Source organism: Micromonospora sp. NPDC049679 (genome assembly GCF_040659735.1).
Lineage (GTDB): Bacteria > Actinomycetota > Actinomycetes > Mycobacteriales > Micromonosporaceae > Micromonospora_I.
In genome coordinates this window covers 1-15,671 of sequence record NZ_JBFANZ010000015.1, presented here as the reverse complement: position 1 = coordinate 15,671, position 15,671 = coordinate 1, and the positions used below count along the sequence as shown (strand labels likewise).

16 protein-coding genes are annotated in these 15,671 nt (G+C 72.1%); 6 read left to right on the top strand and 10 right to left on the bottom strand.

The window, feature by feature from the left end:
* Positions 1 to 258 precede the first annotated feature (258 nt).
* Together AB0J06_RS12235 and coxB are read right to left on the bottom strand one after the other, a co-directional pair.
* Positions 259 to 684 (bottom strand): cytochrome c oxidase subunit 4, encoded by a 426-nt coding sequence (locus tag AB0J06_RS12235; protein ID WP_357427575.1) that lies wholly within the window; start codon positions 682 to 684, stop codon positions 259 to 261.
* A gap of 9 nt (positions 685 to 693) precedes the next feature.
* Complete coding sequence (coxB, locus tag AB0J06_RS12230; protein ID WP_357427573.1) at positions 694 to 1,641, bottom strand: cytochrome c oxidase subunit II; 948 nt, start codon at positions 1,639 to 1,641, stop codon at positions 694 to 696.
* A gap of 169 nt (positions 1,642 to 1,810) precedes the next feature.
* Between coxB and AB0J06_RS12225 the strand changes: the two genes are divergently transcribed.
* On the top strand, positions 1,811 to 2,962 hold the full coding sequence (locus AB0J06_RS12225) for an aminotransferase class V-fold PLP-dependent enzyme (RefSeq protein ID WP_357427571.1): 1,152 nt from the start codon (positions 1,811 to 1,813) through the stop codon (positions 2,960 to 2,962).
* Positions 2,959 to 3,186 (top strand): sulfurtransferase TusA family protein, encoded by a 228-nt coding sequence (locus tag AB0J06_RS12220; protein ID WP_357427569.1) that lies wholly within the window; start codon positions 2,959 to 2,961, stop codon positions 3,184 to 3,186. The genes AB0J06_RS12225 and AB0J06_RS12220 overlap by 4 nt, the downstream gene beginning before the upstream one ends.
* Positions 3,187 to 3,310: 124 nt before the next feature.
* Here AB0J06_RS12220 and AB0J06_RS12215 read toward each other — a convergent pair whose 3' ends face one another.
* From AB0J06_RS12215 to AB0J06_RS12205, 3 genes are all read right to left on the bottom strand, one after another.
* Positions 3,311 to 4,288: a carbohydrate kinase family protein gene (locus AB0J06_RS12215; protein ID WP_357427567.1), complete on the bottom strand. Its 978-nt coding sequence runs from the start codon at positions 4,286 to 4,288 to the stop codon at positions 3,311 to 3,313.
* Positions 4,289 to 4,493: 205 nt separating this feature from the next.
* Positions 4,494 to 4,862, bottom strand: a complete 369-nt coding sequence (gene erpA / locus AB0J06_RS12210) for an iron-sulfur cluster insertion protein ErpA (protein WP_357427565.1) — start codon at positions 4,860 to 4,862, stop codon at positions 4,494 to 4,496.
* A gap of 130 nt (positions 4,863 to 4,992) precedes the next feature.
* Positions 4,993 to 6,144: a glycerate kinase gene (locus tag AB0J06_RS12205; RefSeq protein WP_357427563.1), complete on the bottom strand. Its 1,152-nt coding sequence runs from the start codon at positions 6,142 to 6,144 to the stop codon at positions 4,993 to 4,995.
* A gap of 68 nt (positions 6,145 to 6,212) precedes the next feature.
* Here AB0J06_RS12205 and nadA point away from each other — a divergent pair, with 68 nt between their 5' ends.
* From nadA to AB0J06_RS12190, 3 genes are all read left to right on the top strand, one after another.
* Positions 6,213 to 7,382 (top strand): quinolinate synthase NadA, encoded by a 1,170-nt coding sequence (gene nadA, locus AB0J06_RS12200; RefSeq protein WP_357427561.1) that lies wholly within the window; start codon positions 6,213 to 6,215, stop codon positions 7,380 to 7,382.
* 190 nt (positions 7,383 to 7,572) lie between these two features.
* Complete coding sequence (gene murA / locus AB0J06_RS12195) at positions 7,573 to 8,928, top strand: UDP-N-acetylglucosamine 1-carboxyvinyltransferase (RefSeq protein ID WP_357427559.1); 1,356 nt, start codon at positions 7,573 to 7,575, stop codon at positions 8,926 to 8,928.
* A gap of 48 nt (positions 8,929 to 8,976) precedes the next feature.
* Positions 8,977 to 9,585 (top strand): DUF3043 domain-containing protein, encoded by a 609-nt coding sequence (locus AB0J06_RS12190; RefSeq protein WP_357427556.1) that lies wholly within the window; start codon positions 8,977 to 8,979, stop codon positions 9,583 to 9,585.
* A 69-nt stretch (positions 9,586 to 9,654) separates the two neighbouring features.
* Here AB0J06_RS12190 and AB0J06_RS12185 read toward each other — a convergent pair whose 3' ends face one another.
* Positions 9,655 to 9,963 (bottom strand): AzlD domain-containing protein, encoded by a 309-nt coding sequence (locus AB0J06_RS12185; RefSeq protein ID WP_357427554.1) that lies wholly within the window; start codon positions 9,961 to 9,963, stop codon positions 9,655 to 9,657.
* Positions 9,957 to 10,598 carry an AzlC family ABC transporter permease gene (locus AB0J06_RS12180; RefSeq protein WP_357427553.1) on the bottom strand — a complete coding sequence of 214 codons (642 nt, stop codon included), beginning with the start codon at positions 10,596 to 10,598 and terminating at the stop codon, positions 9,957 to 9,959. Before AB0J06_RS12180 ends, AB0J06_RS12185 begins: the two co-directional genes overlap by 7 nt.
* Positions 10,599 to 10,709: 111 nt before the next feature.
* Here AB0J06_RS12180 and AB0J06_RS12175 point away from each other — a divergent pair, with 111 nt between their 5' ends.
* Positions 10,710 to 11,267, top strand: a complete 558-nt coding sequence (locus tag AB0J06_RS12175) for an XRE family transcriptional regulator (protein WP_357427551.1) — start codon at positions 10,710 to 10,712, stop codon at positions 11,265 to 11,267.
* Here the strand turns inward: AB0J06_RS12175 and AB0J06_RS12170 are convergent.
* From AB0J06_RS12170 to AB0J06_RS12160, 3 genes are read right to left on the bottom strand one after another with little or no spacing between them, the layout of a single operon-like run.
* On the bottom strand, positions 11,213 to 12,283 hold the full coding sequence (locus AB0J06_RS12170; RefSeq protein WP_357427549.1) for an ATP-binding cassette domain-containing protein: 1,071 nt from the start codon (positions 12,281 to 12,283) through the stop codon (positions 11,213 to 11,215). The two genes, AB0J06_RS12175 and AB0J06_RS12170, sit on opposite strands and share 55 nt — an antisense overlap.
* Before the next feature lie 17 nt (positions 12,284 to 12,300).
* Positions 12,301 to 13,119 (bottom strand): ABC-2 family transporter protein, encoded by an 819-nt coding sequence (locus AB0J06_RS12165; RefSeq protein ID WP_357427547.1) that lies wholly within the window; start codon positions 13,117 to 13,119, stop codon positions 12,301 to 12,303.
* Complete coding sequence (locus AB0J06_RS12160) at positions 13,112 to 13,966, bottom strand: ABC-2 family transporter protein (protein WP_357427545.1); 855 nt, start codon at positions 13,964 to 13,966, stop codon at positions 13,112 to 13,114. Before AB0J06_RS12160 ends, AB0J06_RS12165 begins: the two co-directional genes overlap by 8 nt.
* Positions 13,967 to 15,671 lie beyond the last annotated feature (1,705 nt).

Sequence of the window (15,671 nt, the reverse complement as noted above, 5' to 3'; positions counted from 1 at the left end):
GAGCGGCTCTGCGCGCCCATGACCCCGCTTCCCGGCTTGAGAGTCGCGGCCCCCGCCCAGCCGCGCTACGGCAGCCGTAGGCCGCCACACGGACAGCTTGCGTGGCCCTCGGGGAAATCCGCCGCGACGGAAAAGCCCGCCGATCAAGGACGTATTCACACGATCGGAGATCCAACCGTGCGCATATGTCCTTGATCGACGGGCGAGGTGCTTACGCGCGAAACAGAGCGGTGAAGCGGAGCGGCGGAGCCGACCGGATCAGTGCTCGGCGGTCCGGCGGGTGCCGGAGTAGTACTCGAAGAGCATGGCGGAGGACGAGGCGATAACCGCGATAATGCCGAGGCCGACCAGCCACATCTGCCAGAACACCAGGCCGAGCCCCACGATCGTCGCGGCGAGCGCGATGCCGAACGGCCAGTAGCTGCCCGGGCTGAAGAAGCCGATCTCGCCGGCGCCCTCCGCGATCTCGGCGTCCGGCCGGTCCTCCGGCCGCGGGTCGATACGGCGCGACACGAACCAGAAGAACCCGGCGCACATCGCGCACAGCAGACACGACAGCAGCAGTGCCATGGTGCCGACCCAGTCGATGTTGTGGAAGAACATCTCGTTCCACACCGTGTAGACGATGCTGATCCCAAACAGGAAGGCTGCGACGACGGCGAACAAGCGCCATTCAGTCTTCATGACCCGTCCTCACCTTCCGGTTCCGGCGCCGGTGGCGCTTTCATTGCCGAAGTTCTGCAGGTCGCGCTTGGTCGCGAACGGCGTGGTCGTGGTGGCCAGCGGGTCCTCCCCGATCGCCTTCAGCGCGTCCTGCGTCGACTTGCCCGCCTGCTTGGCGGCGAGGAACTGGTCGTACTTCTCCGGCGACACGGCACGCATCTCGAAGTTCATCATCGAGTGGTAGGTGCCGCAGAGCTCGGCGCAGCGCCCCACGTACCGGCCGGGGCTGGTGATGGTGACCTCGAAGACGTTCCGCGTCTTGCCGGGGAACACATCGCGCTTGAAGAGCAGCTCCGGCACCCAGAACGAATGGATGACGTCGCGGCTGATCTCCTCGAACCGGACCTTCTTACCGGTCGGCACGACCAGGATCGGGATGACGTCGGAGGAACCGAGCGTCGAGGCGATGTTCTTGGCGTCCGGGCCCTTGCCGTCGCGGTAGTTGAACTGCCAGTTCCACTTGAACGCGACGACCTCGACGGTGACGTCCGGGTTCTTGCTGAGCCGGTCGACATCGGTCTGCACGATCGCCGTGTAGTAGAAGAGCACGGCGACGACCAGGATCGGCGCGATGGTGTAGAGGAACTCCATCGGCATGTTGAACCGGGTCTGCACGGGCAACTCGTCGCCGCGCCGCCGGTAGCGGATGATGCACCAGAAGATCAGACCCCACACGAAGACGCCGACCGCGAGCGCCGCGATCGTCGACCCGATCCACAGGTCGTACATCCTCTCGGACTGCTGCGAGATGCCGTGCTCCGGCCAGCCGAAGCCGCGGAACGTGCTACCGACATCGCATCCGGCGAGCAGGGCCAGCAGCACCGCTCCACCGACACCGAGCCCGGCCAGCCGTCCGGCACGGCGCCGCTGGCTGTGCCTACCGGCCGTGGGCCGTACCTCCGAACCCCTTGCGACCACCTGGTCCTGCCTCCCTGCAGCGCCGCTGGTGTCTGATTCGTCAGCACCGGCGGCAAAGGCGTCACCGACGGTCGCAGATTACTCGACCATCTCCGCCCGGACCGTCTTGGGGTCGGCGTGTCAACCCGGTCTGATCATGCTCAATGAGCCACGCGATACCGTCTCATTCGTGAGCGTGACAGGCGCGTACTTCGACGCGGCCACCGCGATGCCGCTGCATCCGGTGGCGCGGCAGGCGTTGCTCGCGGCCCTGGAGGACGGCTGGGCCGACCCGGGCCGGCTCTACACGCAGGCCCGCCGCGCACGCCAGCTGCTCGACGCGGCGCGGGCCGTGACCGCCGAGCTTCTCGGGGTACGGCCGGACGAGCTCTCCTTCACCGCCAGCGGTACGGCCTCCGCGCACGCCGCCGTGCTGGGCGGCCTGGCCGGGCGCCGGCGGGCGGGACGGGTGTTCGTGCACTCCGCGATCGAGCACTCGGCCGTGCTGCACGCGGGCGAGCGGCACGTGGCGGCCGGTGGCGACCTCGTCTCGGTGCCGGTCGACCGGCTCGGTCGCCTCGACGCGGATGCCTGGGCGGCGGCGGTGACAGCCCCCGGGGTCGCGCTGGCCGCGTTGATCAGCGCCAGCCACGAGGTCGGTACGGTGCAGCCGGTCGCGGCGGCCGCCGAGGCGTGCGCGGCGGCGGGAGTGCCGCTCTACGTCGACGCCGCGCAGTCGGTCGGACGGGCTCCGGTGCCGGACGGCTGGTCGCTGCTGTCGGCGAGCGCCCACAAGTGGGGCGGTCCGCCGGGCGTCGGCGTGCTCGTCGTCCGCAAAGGCACGCGGTGGGAGTCTCCCTATCCCGCGGACGAGCGCGAGTCCGGCCGTACCCCGGGTGTTCTTGATCTCCCCGCGGTGGTGGCGGCGGCCGCCGCCCTGCGCGCCGTGACCGCCGACGCGGCGGCCGAGGCGACGCGATTGGCCGCGCTCGTCGACCGGATCCGGGCGACCGTCGCCGCGACCGTTCCCGATGTCGAGGTGGTGGGTCACCCCACCGACCGCCTCCCCCACCTGGTGACGTTCTCGTGCCTGTACGTCGATGGCGAGGCGCTGCTGCACGCGCTCGACCGCCGCGGCTTCGCGGTCTCGTCCGGCTCGTCGTGCACCGCGTCGACGCTGCGCCCCAGCCACGTGCTGGAGGCGATGGGGGTGTTGTCGCACGGCAACGTACGGGTCTCGTTGCACCGGGACACGACGCCCGCGGAGGTGGACCGCTTCCTCGCCGAACTGCCGCAGGTCGTCGCGGACCTGCGGGCCGAGGCGGGCGTGGTGGGGCTGTGACGGGGCCGGCGGAGGTGCTCGACTGTCTCGGTCAGCGCTGCCCGCTGCCGGTCATCGCGCTCGCGCGGCGCCTGCCCGACCTGCCCGCCGGCGCGGTGCTCCGGGTACTCGCCGACGACCCCGCCGCGGCCGTCGACATCCCGGCCTGGTGCCGGATGCGCGGTCAGGAGTTCGTGGGACGCCCCTCCCCCACGGCCTTCGACGTCCGCCGCGCCCACCCCTGACCCGACCCTCCACCACGGACGCGCTCCCTCCCCGTCGATCAAGGACGTATGCGCACGGTTTGATCTTCGATCACGTGAATACGTCCTTGATCGGCAGGGAAAGCGGGTCGCGCGCCGTGGCTGTTTAGGCGGGGAGGTGGCGGGCGACCTCGGCGGCCGCGGTGTCGCCGTAGGACTCCGCCAGGCGCTTGACGAAGATGTCCGGGCGCACGGTGTACTCCTGGGTGCCGACGGTCTCCAGGACCAGGGTCGCCAGCAGGGAGCCGACCTGGGCGGCGCGTTCCAGCCCGAGGCCCCAGGACAGGGCCGCGAAGAAGCCCGCCCGGAAGCCGTCGCCGACCCCGGTGGGGTCGTACGCCTCGATCTCACGCGCGATCGGCACGTGGATGCGCTCCATGTCACGACCGGTGATCTCCACGCCGTGCTTGCCGAGCGTGGTGACCCGGACCTTCACCCGATCGAGCACCTCGGCGTCGGTCAGTCCGGCCTTGCTCTCCAGCAGCGACTTCTCGTAGTCGTTGGTGAGCAGGTAGTCGGCGCCCTCGATGAGCTTCGCCACGTCGCCGCCGTCCATCCGGGCGAGCTGCTGCGACGGGTCCGCCGCGAAGGCGTAGCCGCGGGTGCGGCACTCCTCGGAGTGGCGGATCATCGCCTCGGGGTCGTCGGCGCTGACCAGCACGAGGTCGAGCCCGCCGGCGCGGGCGGCGACCGGGGCGAGCTCGATGTTGCGGGCCTCGCTCATCGCTCCCGCGTAGAACGAGGCGATCTGGCACATGTCGAGGTCCGTGGTGCAGACGAACCTGGCCGTGTGGGCAACCTCGCTGACGTGCACCGAGTCACAGTCCACGCCGTGCCGTTCCAGCCAGGACCGGTAGTCGGCGAAGTCGGCGCCGACGGCGCCGAGCAGGATCGGACGCAGTCCGAGCTGCGCCATGCCGAAGGCGATGTTGGCGGCTACCCCGCCACGCCGCACCACGAGATCGTCGACGAGGAACGAGAGCGACACCTTGTGGAGCTGGTCGGCGATGAACTGATCAGCGAACCGGCCCGGAAAGTGCATCAGGTGGTCGGTCGCGATCGAGCCGCTGACGGCGATCTTCATGTCGGCCTTCGGGTAGAGGTGGGATTCCGCGGCGGTCAGCCTACCGGGCGGTGCGTGGTGTCCCGCCCCGCCGGTTCGGTGGGCGCCGCCGGGAACGCGGAACGGGGCCGCGCGCGGCGCCTGTGCCGATCCATCGCACCGCGCGAACGGCGCGACGGATCGGTAGGCGCCGCACAGGCGGCCCCGTAAAGCGGTTGGGCTCGGCTCAGTGGAACGAGTCGCCGCACGCGCAGGAGTTCTGCGCGTTGGGGTTGTCGATGGTGAAGCCCTGCGCGTCGATCCGGTCGGCGAAGTCGATGCTGGCGCCGGCCAGGTAAGGAGCGCTCATGCGGTCGACGACAACCTCGACACCGTCGAAGTCGGTCACGACGTCGCCGTCGAGCGAACGCTCGTCGAAGAAGAGCTGATACCGCATGCCGGAGCAGCCACCCGGCTGCACGGCGACACGGAGCCGCAGGTCATCGCGGCCTTCCTGCTCGATCAGGGCCTTAACCTTCTGCGCCGCGATGTCGGTGAGGGCGATGGTGGTCGGCGCCTCGGCCTTGATCGACTCGGGCTGCGCTGAAGTGGTCACGATGAGGGTCTCCCTGCGCCGGTGCGGTCTTGTCCGTACTGGCCAACGCTAGCCCGCTGGCCGGTGATTCCCAATCCGGGTACCCATGTTACTTCGGTGAGGCGCAGCTCACGGCGGTCACGCGGTGGCGTCACCGGCTCCACTGGCCGGCGAGGCGCGTCGCGATGGCGCGCAGGCCCTCGGCCGGCTCGCGCATCGCCCGCTCCACGTCATCGCCGAAGTGCTCGACCAGGGAGTACGCCTCGGTGATCCCGGCGGCGGCCGACTCGCGCCGCCCCGCGCTGATCCGACCGGCGAGCACCACGCAGGGCAGGCCGCGGTCACGGGCCGCGCCGGCCACTCCGGCGACCACCTTGCCGCGCAGCGACTGGTGGTCGAACGACCCCTCACCGGTGATCACCAGATCCACCCGGTCGAGCGCCTCGTCGAGACCGATCAGCCGGGTGACCAGGGCGATCCCCGATTCGCACCGGCCGCCGAGAGCGAGGATGGCGGCGCCCAGGCCACCGGCCGCGCCGGCGCCGGGAAGCGCGGCCAGCCCGGGCGGACAGCCGGGAAGATCCCGTTCGAGTACGGCGGCGAAGCGCTCGATCGCCGCGTCCAGCAGCAGCACGTCCTCCCGGGTGGCGCCCTTCTGCGGCCCGTACACGTTGGAGGCGCCGTGCAGTCCGGTGAGCGGGTTGTCCACGTCCGTGGCGGCGACCAGTTCGACGTCGCGGAGCCGGGCCACCCCGTCGAGGGACGCGACCGCGGCGAGCGCGGCCCCGCCGTACGGCAGCGCCCGGCCGGTCTCGTCGAGCGGCGTCGCGCCAAGCGCGGCGAGCATGCCGGCCCCGGCGTCGTTGGTGGCCGATCCGCCGAGCCCGACGACGATCCGTCGGGCGCCGGTCTCGACGGCGGCGGCGATGAGCAGTCCGAGCCCGTACGAGGTGGTCCGCTTCGGGTCCCGTTCCTCGGCGCTGAGCAGGTGCAGCCCGCACGCCTGGGCGCTTTCGACGTACGCGGTGACCCCGGTGGCAGCGATTCCGGTGGAAGCGTCCCCCGCCAGCAGTATCTCGCCGGCGGCCGGGCGGCCCAGTGGGTCGACGGTCGCCACCGGCAGGCGCCGGCCGTCGACGGCGCTCGCCAGCACCTCGACGAAGCCCGGTCCACCGTCGGCGAGCGGCCGCAGGAGCGTCTCGTCGGCCGGCGCGTGTTCGTGCCAGCCGGCGGCGACCGCGGCGGCGACCTCCGGCGCAGAGAGCGTGCCGGCGAATTTGTCCGGACAGATCAGTACCCGCATGAACGGCAGTGTGGCAGGCCACACCGTGATCGGAGACGCCCGACCCGGGCTGTGGGACGATGTCGGACGTGACTTCGACCTGGGTTGAACCATCCAGCACCGCCACGGCCCTGCTGCTGCTGGGCCGGGGCAGCGACCCCTCCACGGAGCGCGGCGTGGAGTGTCCGGGTGAGTTGCCCGCGCCGAGCGACCCCGATCTGGTGGCGCGGGCGACCGCGGCGAAGGCCGAGTTGGGCGACCGGGTCTTCGTGCTGGGCCACCACTACCAGCGCGACGAGGTGATCCAGTTCGCCGACGTGACGGGCGACTCGTTCAAGCTGGCGCGTGAGGCGGCGGCCCGCCCGGACGCCGAGTACATCGTCTTCTGCGGCGTGCACTTCATGGCGGAGAGCGCGGACATCCTGACCGGCGACGCGCAGAAGGTCGTTCTCCCCGATCTGGCCGCCGGCTGCTCGATGGCGGACATGGCGGTGCTGTCGCAGGTCGAGGCGGCCTGGGAGGTGCTCGCCGACGCCGGCGTGGCCGGGTCGACCGTGCCGGTGACCTACATGAACTCCTCGGCCGACATCAAGGGCTTCGTCGGCCGCAACGGCGGGGTCGTCTGCACCTCCTCCAACGCGGAGCGGGCGCTGGCCTGGGCGTTCGAGCGTGGCGAGCGGGTGCTCTTCCTGCCGGATCAGCATCTCGGTCGCAACACGGCGGTGCTGGAGATGGGCTTCGGCCTCGACGACTGCGTGCTCTACGACCCGCACAAGCCGGGCGGCGGGCTCACCCCGGAGCAGCTCCGCGACGCGAAGATGATCCTGTGGCGCGGGCACTGCTCGGTGCACGGCCGGTTCACGCTGGAGAGCGTCAACGAGGTGCGGGCCCGGGTGCCCGGGGTCACCGTGCTGGTCCACCCGGAGTGCCGGCACGAGGTGGTCACGGCCGCCGACCAGGTCGGCTCGACCGAGTACATCATCAGGGCGATCGAAGCCGCGCCGGCCGGTTCGGCGTGGGCGATCGGCACCGAGCTCAATCTGGTACGCCGGCTGGCGGACGCGCACCCCGACAAGCAGATCATGTTCCTGGACCGGGCCGTCTGCTACTGCTCCACGATGAACCGGATCGATCTACCGCACCTGGTGTGGGCGCTCGAAGAGCTCGTCGCCGGGCGGGTGCCGAACCAGATCACGGTCGACCCGCAGACCGCTCGTCACGCTCGTACGGCGCTCGATCAGATGCTCGCCCTGCCGTGACGTTCAGTCACCAACCGTGACGGTCGGTGTGGGAAATTGCGCCACTTCCCCGATTAATGCCAAGCCGGGCCATCCTGCGGCCCTTCCGCCGTCACGGAGCGCTATGCTCCCCCAGGCACCAATCCGGGCAAAGTGGATCATGGCCGCCACGATTCTTTGACAGCAGCACCACGACGCGCTGGAGGTTGCGTTGACCGATGACGTCCTGATCGTGCACGGCAATACCCCGCTGCACGGGCAGATCCGGGTTCGCGGCGCCAAGAACCTCGTGTCGAAGGCCATGGTCGCGGCGCTGCTCGGCGACGAGCCGAGCCGGCTCTTCGACGTGCCGCAGATCCGCGACGTCGAGGTCGTCCGCGGCCTGCTGGAGCTGCACGGCGTCAAGGTCAGTGACGGCGACGAGGACGGCGAGCTGGTCTTCGACCCCGCCAACGTCGAGCGCGCCTCCACCGACCAGATCAACGTGCACGCCGGGTCGAGCCGCATCCCGATCCTGTTCTGCGGCCCGCTCCTGCACCGCCTGGGCCACGCGTTCATCCCCGACCTGGGCGGGTGCCACATCGGCCCGAGGCCGATCGACTTCCACATGCAGGCGCTCCGGGAGTTCGGCGCGGTCGTGGAGAAGCGGCCGGAAGGGCTGCACCTGACCGCCCCCAACGGGCTGCACGGCACCAAGTTCGAGCTGCCCTACCCGAGCGTCGGCGCCACCGAGCAGGTGCTGCTCACCGCGGTGATGGCCGAGGGCGTCACCGAGCTGCGCAACGCGGCGGTGGAGCCGGAGATCGTCGACCTGATCTGCATCCTGCAGAAGATGGGCGCCATCATCAAGGTCCACACCGACCGGGTGATCGAGATCCAGGGTGTGTCCCGACTCGGCGGCTACTCGCACCGCCCGATCCCCGACCGGATCGAGGCGGCGAGCTGGGCGGCGGCGGCCCTCGCCACGGGCGGTGACGTCGAGGTGCTCGGCGCGGAGCAGGTCGACATGATGACATTCCTCAACGTGTTCCGCGCGGTCGGCGGGGCGTACGAGGTGACGGACGCGCGGGCGCCGCGGGCCGGTTCGACCGGCCAGGAGGGGGGCATCCGCTTCTGGCACCCGGGTGGGGAGCTGCGCGCGGTGGCGTTGGAGACCGACGTGCACCCCGGCTTCATGACCGACTGGCAGCAGCCGCTGGTGGTCGCGCTGACCCAGGCGCGGGGCCTGTCGATCGTCCACGAGACCGTCTACGAGCAGCGGCTGGGCTACACCGACGCGCTCAACAAGATGGGCGCGACGATCCAGGTCTACCGCGACTGCCTGGGCGGCACGCCGTGCCGGTTCGGCCGGCGCAACTTCAAGCACTCGGCGGTGATCGCCGGCCCCAGCAAGCTGCACGCCGCCGATCTGGTCATCCCCGACCTGCGGGCCGGATTCAGCCACCTGATCGCCGCGCTCGCGGCCGACGGCACGTCGCGGGTCTACGGCGTCGACCTGATCAACCGAGGCTACGAGGACTTCGAGGGAAAGCTCTCCGCGCTCGGCGCCCACGTCGAACGCCCATAACCCACGGTGATGTGCGCCCGCTCCCCCGGGCCGGCTACCCTTCACCCCGTGCCGTCGCTGTTTCGCCGCAAGTCAACCGACCTCGTCGAGGAGGCCGTCGCCTCGTCGACGACCGTCGCCGACCCCGCGTCCGCCCGCCCGAAGGGTTACACGCCGAGCAAGAAAGAGCTCGGCAAGCAGACACCGAAGCGGCCCGGTGCGGGTCGGCGCGTTGTCGCCGAGACCGTGCCCGCCACCAAGCAGGAGGCGCGCGAACGTCGCCGGGCCCAGCGGGCCGAGGCCGCGGCGGAGTTCCGCCGCGAGGGTGGCCCGCGTGACCGGGGCCCCGAGCGGGCGCTCGCCCGTGACGTCGTCGACTCCCGGCGTACGGTCGGCACCTGGTTCTTCGGCGGCGCCCTGATCGTGCTGATCGGGTCGGCCCAGACCATGCCGCCGATCGTGCGGCTCATCTCCAACGTGCTCTGGGCGGCGCTGGCGCTCGGCGTGGTGGTCGACTCGGTCCTGATCTCGCGTCGGATCAAGAAGCTGGTCCAGGAGCGCTTCCCCAAGACCGAGCAGCGGATGGGTTCGCTCTACCTCTACGCGATCATGCGCTCGATCACCTTCCGCCGCATGCGGGCGCCCGCGCCGCGGGTGAACCTCGGCGACAAGATCTAGCTCAACCTGCCCCTCGACCCTGACCGCTGCCCCGGTGCTGTCGCGCCGGGGCAGCGGTCGTTTTCCGCCTCAGTTGATGCCGAGCAGCCGGAGCACCGCGGCCGTTCCGGCGGCCGCGACGACCACCGCGACGAACGGCGCCCGACGCCAGGCCAGCACCGCGCCGACCAGCACGCCGGCCGGCCGCGCGACCCCGGCGAAACGCCCCGCCTCGGTCAACGCCGCCGTCGCGGCCAGGGCCGCGAGCAGCACGGCGGCCGCGACCGGCAACAGCGTCTGGAGCCGCTCGGGCAGGTCGAGCCGGTCGCGCAGGACGACGCCGGCCAACCGGAAGGCGTACGTCCCGATGGCGAGCGCCAGGATGACGGCGATCAGCACGGCTGCTTCCCCTTCGAGACGGGCAGGAACAGGACGACGAGCGCCGTGAGCGCCATCAGCACGGGGAGCCCGGCGGGGAGCAGCGGTGTGGTGAGCACGGCGATCCCGGCGCCGACCAGCGCCACGGCCCGGGTCCGCTGATCGCGTAGCGCGGGCATCAGCAGCGCCAGCAGGCCGGCGGGGAACGCCGCGTCCAGCCCGAGCGTCGAAGGATCTCCGGCGGTACCGCCGAGCAGCACCCCGAGCAGGGTCCCACTGTTCCAGGCGAGGAAGAGCACGACGCCGGCCAGCCAGAATGCCCGTCGCCGCTCGGCGCCCTCGGGTTGCGCCAGCGCGAAGGCCGTCGCCTCGTCGGTCATGAGGTGGCTGCCGAGCAACTTGTCGCGCCACCGCGTGCCGAGCGTGTCGCCGAGCGCCAGCCCGAACGGCAGGTGACGGGCGTTGATCAGCAGGCCAGCGAAGATCGCGGCGAAGGGGCTCCCCGCGGCGATCAGCCCGACCGCCATGAACTGCGCGCCGCCGGCGTAGAGCACGGCCGACATCGCGACCACGGCCCAGAGCGGCAGGTCGGCGGCGGTCGCGATCGCCCCGAACGACGCCCCCACGGCGATCATGGCCGAGGCGATCGCGGCCACGTCGCGAATCAGGGCCCGTTCGGGTGTTCGTTCTGCCGTACGCACAGTCCATAATATTGAACGCGACCCGAGTGTTCGTCAACGCGAACAGAGCGACCGACGGAGCGAACATTGTCACAGAGCGCTGCACCACTGGCCACGATCGCGGCCGCGCTTCGCCGCGAACGGGAACGGGCGGGCATCTCCCTCACCGAACTCGCCCGCCGCGCCGGCATCGCCAAGTCCACCCTCAGCCAGTTGGAATCCGGCGCCGGCAACCCCAGCGTCGAGACGCTCTGGTCGCTCGGGGTCGCGCTCGGCGTGCCGTTCAGCCGGCTCGTCGAGCCGGTCACCCCGCCGGTACGGGTGATCCGGGCCGGCGAGGGACCACGCGTCCAGGCCGAGCACGCGGACTTCACCGGCACGCTGCTCTCGGCCGGCTCACCGCACGCGCGGCGCGACATCTACCTGCTGACCATGGAGCCGGGCGCCGGGCGCGACGCCGAGCCGCACCTGCCCGGCAGCGTCGAGCACCTGATCGTCACCGCCGGCCGGCTGCGCACCGGCCCGGTCAGCGACCCCGTCGAACTCGGGCCGGGCGACTACGCGGTGTTCGACGGCGACGTCCCGCACCGCTACGACGCGCTCGCGCCCGGCACGGTCGCCGTCCTGGTGATGGAACACCCCTGATCAACCGCGTCGAGGGCCGGAGCCGTGACGTGCGCGGGCGAGGCGTAGAGCCGAGCCACCACATCCTCGATGTCGGGCTCAACGATCGAGACGTCACGCAGAGCGGTCAGCGCGGCCAGCCGCGCGAGCACCTCCCCCGCGGTCGCCGCCTCCAGCGCGAACACCAGGCGACGTCCGTCGGCGCCGACGGACTGCACGGGCGCGCCCGGCACTGACGGCGGTTCCACCAGCGGCTCGTCCAAATCGACCACGACCAGCCGGCGCGACCCGTACCGGGCGTGCAGCGCCTCGATCGAGCCGTCGTGCACCACCCGACCGTGGTCGATCACCACCAGCCGCCGGCAGAGCCGCTCGATGTCGGCGAGGTCGTGCGTCGTGAGCACCATGGTCGTGTCACCCCCCTGCCCGAGCTCAGCGAGGAACGCCCGCACCGCCTGCTTGCTCACCACGTCGAGGCCGATCGTCGGCTCGTCGAGAAAGAGCACCTCGGGCCCGTGCAGCAGCGCCGCGGTCAACTCACCCCGCATGCGCTGCCCCAGCGACAACTGCCGCACCGGGGTGTCGAGGAAGCTGTCGAGGTCGAGCAGCCCGCGGCAGCGGCGCAGCCGGGCGGCATGATCCGCGGCCGGGACCCGGTAGACGTGGCGCAGCAGATCGAACGAGTCGCCCAGCGGCAGATCCCACCAGAGCTGCGACCGCTGACCGAAGACCACCCCGATGCGCAACGCCAACCGGGTGCGCTGCGGCACCGGCGCCAACCCGCACACCCGCACCTGCCCCGCGGAGGGCGTGAGCACGCCGGTCAGCATTTTCAGGGTCGTCGACTTGCCCGCGCCGTTGGGTCCGATGTAGCCGAGCATCTCGCCCCGCTCCACCGTCAGATCGACCCCGTCGACCGCGGCCACCACCCGCTTCTCCCGCCGCAACCGACCCTTGCGCACCCGTACCGTGAAGTCCTTGCGCAGCGCGCGCGCTTCGATGACGTTCGTTCGCGACTGCGGGGCTCGCACGCTCACTCCTCGCTCCTCACGGGTCATGAGCCCGTACTCCGGTAGTGCCGGATGCCGACCCGCCACGCGGCGGCGGCCGCGAACGCCGCGGCGAGCGCGACGCCGGGCGCGAGCCACCCCATCCAGGACGGCCGGCCGAGCGGATCGGGGCGGCCCAGCAGCGCCAGCGCGGGGTAGTAGGCGACGAAGGCGAACCCCAGCCCGTACGCGAAGAGCCGGCGGAACCAGCCGCTGTAGACAGTCATGGGGTAGGACGTGACATCACGGCCACCGTAGGTGAACGCGGCACCGACCTCCCCGGACTCGATCCACCAGAACGCCAGGCTGGCGCTCGCCACGAATATCGAGCCGAAGAAGAGCACCCCGGCGAGGGGGGCCACCACGGCCAGCGCCAGCCGGGCGGGGGTCCACGCGATGTCGGCTCGGGCCAACGCCACCACCAGAACGGCGACGCCGAACAACGCACGGGACAGCTTGCGCAGCGGCAGGTCCATCAGCAGCAGCTGCGGAAGGGCGCCGAGCGGGCGGACCAACACCGCGTCGAGCAGACCGGTCCGCACGTACTGCTTGAGCCGGTCGATGTTGCCGAACGACAGGTCAGCGGCGGCGAACGCGCACGCGGACATCCCGACGATGACCATCGCCTCGCGCAGCGCGAAGCCGCCCAGCGTGCGGGTCACCTGGAAGAGGACCACGACGGTGAGCACGTCGAAGACGGTCGCCCCGACGTTGCCGACCAGTTCGACCACGAACGACGTGCGGTAGGAGGCCTGGGCGCGGGCCTGCCCGCGCAGCAGCGCGACATAGGCCCGTACGGCGCCGGTCGGCGCCGCATCAGCCACCCTGCACCACCAGCCGCCGCTCCGCCCGCCGCTGCACCGAACGGCACGTCGCCAGCACCAGCCCGGCCCAGGCCACCTGACCGGCGACGAGACCGACCTGCAGCGGCCACGGATCGCGCTCAACCAGCACGTCGAGCGGGGTCTGCAGCAAGCTCGGGAACGGCGTCGCGACCCACAGCAGGACGCAGAGCCAGTCCGGCAGGAAGCGCAGCGGGAAGTAGAGTCCGGCCAGGATGCCGGAGCCGAACGTCCAGAGGATCATCGGACCGCGTACGTCGTGCAGCCAGTACGCCGCGGCGTTGACCAGATAGCGGCAGCCGAAACAGATCACGACCGCCAGCAGCGTGGAGAGCGCGAAGAGCGGTCCGGTGAACCAACGAGCCGGCAGGTAGACGTCGAAGAAGAGTGCCCCGATCAGCACCGGCGGGACGAAGCGGGTGAGCAACGCGTAGCCGGACCGGCCCAGGTCGGTGGCGAGGTAACTGACCACCGGGGACACCGGGCGGAGCAGGTCGGCCGCGATGTCGCCGGTGCGGATCCGGTCGGCGAGATCGGTCCACCCCCAGAGCAGCACGACCGCGAGCAACCCCTGTCCTGTCCAGACGAAGGTGACCAGCTGCGCCCGGTCGTACCCGGCGGCGAGTCCGCCGGCGCCGGCCGCGACGGCCAGCAGGACGTAGCAGCGCAGAAATCCGAAGACGGTGTTGGTGAACGCGCCGGCGAGGGTCGCCTGCCGATAGGTCGAGTAGCGACGGCAGCCTGATACCGTTATCGCGGTAAATGTCCGGAACCAGGGTATAAAGTTTCTGGCGAGGTGCGGTGGCGCAGTGGCGGTGACCGAGCCCACGCCGCTACCCTCCTTCCGCAACCACGCTGCACCGATGCGGGGGGAAACTCTATCCGGTGCGTGCGGGTGGTCAGCGAAACATTTTCGATGAGGTGACATCGCCGTGAGCGAGCGACGCGGGCCCGTTGTCGGGTCACGCCGCGCGCGGCACGGCGGTCACCACCTGGGGGAAGCGGCTCACGGCGAGGTGGCGGTGTGACGGAGGACCACCGGCGCCGGCCGGGCGAGCCATCGTGGGTCGGCGAACCCACCTCCGAGTGGACACCCAGGCCCGGCCAGCGCTACCCCGGAGACCCCGGCCCCGAGCGCCGCCAGCCACCCCCCGCATCCGGCCGCGCCGGCGTCTACCAGTCCGGCGGCCAACCACCCCGCCCCACCAGCCCCGCGCCCGCCGCGAGCGGTCCATGGGGTGAGCGTCCCCCCGCGCCCGACGGCTGGGCCGCCCGCACCGACCGACGAGACGAGCCGCGCGCCGCACGACCGATGGACGGCCGAGACGGTCGCTGGCCCGGGCCGCCGCAGCGGGAGCCCGGGGGCTACCCCGGACGGCGCGAACCGGACGACTACGACCCGTACCCGCCGGGTCCCGGCATGCCGCCGGGCCGCGCGCGCCCGGCGCACGACTACCGCTCCGGCCACGCGCCGGAGCCCCCACCCGGTGCGCCGCAGCCGGGCCGGTCCGGCATACCCGCCGGCGGATACCCGCCGCCGGCACGCCCCGGCTCCGGCATACCCCCCGGGTACGACCAACCCGGCCCGCGCCGCGGACCGGAGATGCCACCCGGCCGCGACTATCCCGCTGGCCAGGGGCCGCGTCGTCCCGTCGAACAGCCGGAGTACGGCCCCGCCCGCCGCCCCGCGCCGGGCCCCGTGCCGCCCCCGCATCCCGCCCCCCGACCGGGACCCGCTCAGGGCTATCCCGGCGCGCCCCGTCCCGCTGCCCACCCCCACCCGGGTGATGCCCCCCGTCCCGCCGCCCAGCCCCGGCCGGGCGAGGGCTGGGGGCCGCAGCGGTCTCAGGTCGGGCAGCCGCCCGCCCGGCCGTTGGCCGGGCCACCGCCCGCACCTCCGGTTCACCGCCCGTCCCGGCCAACCGCGCCGGTCGACGAGCCGCGTACCCCGGTCTCCGGGCCACCGGCCGTCCGGCTCCGCCTCGAGTTCCTGCCGGCGCCGGGTGGCCCGCCGCCGGCGCCGCCCGCTGGTGCCGCGCCCGCCACTCCGGCTTCCGGCCCGCCACGTCCCGTGCCCGCGCCACCGACCCCGGTCTCCGCACCGCCCGCTCCCGTGTCCGGACCGCCGGCTCCCGTGTCCGGACCGCCGGCTCCCGTCTCCGCGCCACCTGCTCCGGTGTCCGGACCGCCAGCTCCCGTGCCCGCGCCGCCACGGGTCGCGCCCGCGTCCGACACCGCGCCGGTCGCGGGACGACGCGCGGCTCAGCGGCCGTCGTCGCCGGTTCCACCCGACGCCGCGCCGCAATCCCGCGCATCGGCCGCTGCTCCCGTCTCTGGGGCACCGGCCTCGGTCTCCGCGCCGCCCGCGCCCGTCTCGGGACCACCGGCCTCGGTCTCCGCGCCGCCCGCGCCCGTCTCGGGACCACCGGCCTCGGTCTCCGCGCGACCGGGCAACCCTGACCTACGTGCCGGAGGCGAAGGCGTGACTCTGACAACTGAGCGTCCGGGGACGGGCGAGTCCCGCCCCTACCGCT